This is a genomic window from Bifidobacterium sp. POST2/T3 (B1) (genome assembly GCF_058197115.1).
In genome coordinates this window covers 1-3718 of record NZ_JBVPQK010000262.1, presented here as the reverse complement: position 1 = coordinate 3718, position 3718 = coordinate 1, and the positions used below count along the sequence as shown (strand labels likewise).

The 3718-nt window shown below is 64.0% G+C and carries 3 protein-coding genes; all 3 read left to right on the top strand.

Features of this window, described 5'->3' with window-relative positions:
* Position 1: 1 nt before the first annotated feature.
* On the top strand, positions 2-1492 hold the full coding sequence (locus AC0AP0_RS10185) for an FtsW/RodA/SpoVE family cell cycle protein (protein WP_490430378.1): 1491 nt from the start codon (positions 2-4) through the stop codon (positions 1490-1492).
* Positions 1489-2952 carry a peptidoglycan D,D-transpeptidase FtsI family protein gene (locus tag AC0AP0_RS10180; RefSeq protein ID WP_490430377.1) on the top strand — a complete coding sequence of 488 codons (1464 nt, stop codon included), beginning with the start codon at positions 1489-1491 and terminating at the stop codon, positions 2950-2952. The genes AC0AP0_RS10185 and AC0AP0_RS10180 overlap by 4 nt, the downstream gene beginning before the upstream one ends.
* On the top strand, positions 2949-3718 hold a 770-nt coding region (locus AC0AP0_RS10175; protein WP_490430376.1), incomplete at its 3' end, for a serine/threonine-protein kinase. The genes AC0AP0_RS10180 and AC0AP0_RS10175, both read left to right, overlap by 4 nt.

Below are 3718 nucleotides of genomic sequence, written 5' to 3'. Positions count from 1 at the left end.
GGTGGGGTTCATCGGATTCTTCCAGATGTTCGCCCGTGCGGCGGGCCGCTTCCCCGGTGACTACGCAGCCCTGCTGGTAGTCACCGCCGCCCTCTTCATCGCCCTCTGGGTCCTGCTGGAGATTTTTCAGCCTTACGGTAGCCAGGCCATCCTGCCCAGCATCGTCATCCTGAGCTCCCTGGGCATCACCCTGATCACCCGCATAGATCTGCGCAACGCCCGGATTGGCCAGCCTACACGAGTGGGCTTCACCCAGCTGATCTGGCTGTGTCTGGCCCTGGTCCTGTGCGGGCTGCTGGTGGTGCTGCTCAGGGACTATAGGCTGCTGCGCCGCTTCTCCTATGTGAGTATGGTGGTGGGCCTGGTCCTGCTCCTATCACCCATGCTTCCCGGCATCGGCCGCGAGATCGGTGGCGCCCGCATCTGGATAGGCATAGGGTCTCACACCCTGCAGCCCGGCGAATTCGCCAAGCTCTTCCTGGCCTTCTTCTTCGCCGCCTACCTGTTCGACCACCGAGACCAGCTAGCCGTGGGCGGCAAGAAGTTCCTGGGCATGCGGCTGCCCCGAATCAAGGACTTTGGCCCCATTATCATCGTCTGGCTTATTTCGCTGGCCGTCCTGGTCATCCAGCATGATCTGGGCACCTCGCTGATGTACTTCGCCATGTTCGTCTCCATGCTCTATGTGGCTACCGGCCGCACCAGCTGGATCGCCATAGGCGCGGTCTTCTTCGTCATCGGGGCTGTGGCCGCCTCCATGATCTTCGCCCATGTGGGTGCCCGTGTGGACGCCTGGCTGCACCCCTTCAGCGATGCTGAGTTCAGCAAGGCCTTCGGCGGGTCCGGCCAGCTGGTGCGCGGCATCTTCGGCCTGGCCGCCGGCGGGCTGACAGGCACCGGCCTGGGCCAGGGACGTCCCTGGATCACCCCCCTGGCCAACTCTGACTTCATCTACACATCGGTGGGCGAGGAGCTGGGGCTGAGCGGCCTGCTGGTGGTCCTGGCCCTCTACCTGGTCATCGTGGCCTCGGGCATGATCACGGCCATGAAGATCAAGGATGGCTTCGGCAAGCTCTTAGCCTCCGGCCTGGTCTTCACCATGGCCTTCCAGGTCTTCACTGTGGTGGGCGGCATCACCTTGGTCATCCCCCTGACCGGACTGACCATGCCCTACATGGCGGCGGGCGGCTCCAGTCTGGTGGCCAACTGCATCCTGGCCGTTCTGTTGATCATCATCTCCAACGCGGCCAACAAGCCTGCGCCGGAGGTCAGCTCGGACACCTTCAAGTACGAGGCCCTGGCCGTCCTGCGCCAGCAGGAGACCAGCAAGCGCAACGGCCAGGACGACTCGGACCCCGACTCAGACTCTGACGACCAAGAGTCCCATGATCGTCATGCCGGGCCGATCGAGCAGACCGACCAGGACGAGGAGACCGACCTGCCAGCCACCGGCCGCATCCCCGTCCGTCAGGTCCGAGGAGGTGGACAGTGAACAAGGCCTTGCGTCAACTCTTCAACGCCGTCATCGTCCTCTTCGTCATCCTGGGGCTTTCCAGCTCCATCATCATGGTGATCCGGGCGGAGAGCCTTAACTCGGACCCTCGCAATCTGCGTGCCCTGTACCACGAGTATGCGGCACCCAGGGGGGCCATCCTGACCTCGGACGGCGCCGTCATGGCCCAGTCCGACCCCATCAACGACTCCTTCCAGTACCAGCGGCACTACCACAAGGGGCCCGTCTACTCGCCCATCACCGGCTACTACTCCATCACCAGCCCGGCAGACCGAGGAATCGAGGCCTCGCGCGACCGTCTGCTGAGCGGCCAGTCGGACAGCCTGTGGATGGACCGGGTCAAGTCCCTCTTCACCGGCACCCAGAACAAGGGTGCCTCCATCGAGACCTCCATCAATCCCAAGATGCAGGAGGCCGCCTACGCCATGCTGGGCAACTTGTCCGGTTCGGTGGTGGCCATCGAACCCTCCACAGGCCGCATCCTGACCATGGTCAGCACACCGAGCTACAACCCCGAAGACCTGACCGCCCACGACAGCGGCGATGCCTCCCAGGCCTACCAGAAACTGGCCTCCCGTTCCGACAACCCCATGCTCAACCGGGCCACCTCGCAGCTGTATCCGCCCGGGTCCACCTTCAAGGTGGTTGTGGCCGCCGCCGCCCTGGAGTCCGGCCAGTATCACCCCGATAGCCAACTGCCGGCCGGGGCCTCATACACATTGCCCGGCACCAACTACAATCTGACCAACACCACTACAGCGGCCGGCGGGGTCAACGGGAAGATCAGCCTGGAGGATGCCCTGGCCTACTCATCCAACACGGCCTTCTCCCAGCTAGGGGTCACCCTGGGCGGCAAGACGCTGGCAGCGCAGGCTCGCAAGTTCGGCTACGGCTCCACCATCACCCTGGACGGGACCACCTCCACAGGACGGCCCATGAAGGCCGTGGCCTCCAAATTCCCCGAGGACCAGTCCCAGGACCGGATCGCCCTGGCTTCCATCGGCCAGGGAGACACCCTATCCACCCCACTTCAGGCTGCCATGACGGTCGCCGCCGTGGCCAACGGCGGCAAGCTCATGCAACCGACCCTGGTGGACCGGGTGCGCTCCAGCGACCTCAGCGTCATCAGCGAGACAACGCCCTCGGTCTACTCACAGGCCTTCTCATCGGACACCGCCAAGGCCCTGACCACCATGATGGAGGCAGTAACCACCAAGAGCTACCCGGAGCTTGAGATTCCAGGCGTACAGGTGGCCTCCAAGTCCGGCACAGCCCAGATCGGCACGGGCAATACGGCAAATGACGGGTGGATGGTAGGATTCGCTCCGGCCGACAAACCCAAGGTAGCCGTAGCCGTCGTGGTGCATGGAATCTCCTCCTATGGCATAGACATTGCCGGACCGATTATGAAACGCATCATGCAGGAGGCTGCCAAGTGAAACTGGTACAAGGACAGCTCATCCATAGACGGTACCGTCTGGACCGTCGCCTGGCCCAAGGGGGCATGGGCGAAGTCTGGAAGGGCTATGACATCGAACTGGGACGAGTTGTGGCCATCAAGGCCCTGCGCGAGGATCTGACCAACGAGGAGTCCAAGCTGCTGCGGCTGCGGGCCGAGGCGCACAATTCCGCCAACCTGGCCCACCCCAACATCGCCGCCCTCTTCGAGTACTACGAGCACGACGGCATCGGATTCCTGATCATGGAATACGTGCCCAGCCAATCCCTGGCAGACATCTATCGGGACCGGGGCGCCCTGGACCCCATCGAGCTGCTGCCCATCCTGATACAGACGGCCCGAGGGCTCTACGTGGCCCACTCCCACGGGGTCATCCACCGGGACGTCAAGCCGGCCAACATCATGGTCTCCGACACCGGCGAGGTCAAGATCACCGATTTCGGGGTCTCCTACTCCACCAACCAGGGGCAGATCACCCAGGACGGCATGGTGGTGGGCACAGCCCAGTACATCTCGCCCGAGCAGGCCCAGGGCCTCCAGGCCACCCCCCAGTCCGACATCTACTCCCTGGGTGTGGTGGCCTACGAGGGGCTCTGCGGGCACCGGCCCTTCACCGGCGCCACCCCGGTGGACATCGCCGCAGCACACGTCAACGACCCTGTGCCGCCACTGCCCGACTCGGTGGACAACCAACTCATGAACTTCGTCATGTCCATGCTGGCCAAGGACCCGCGAGACCGCCCGGC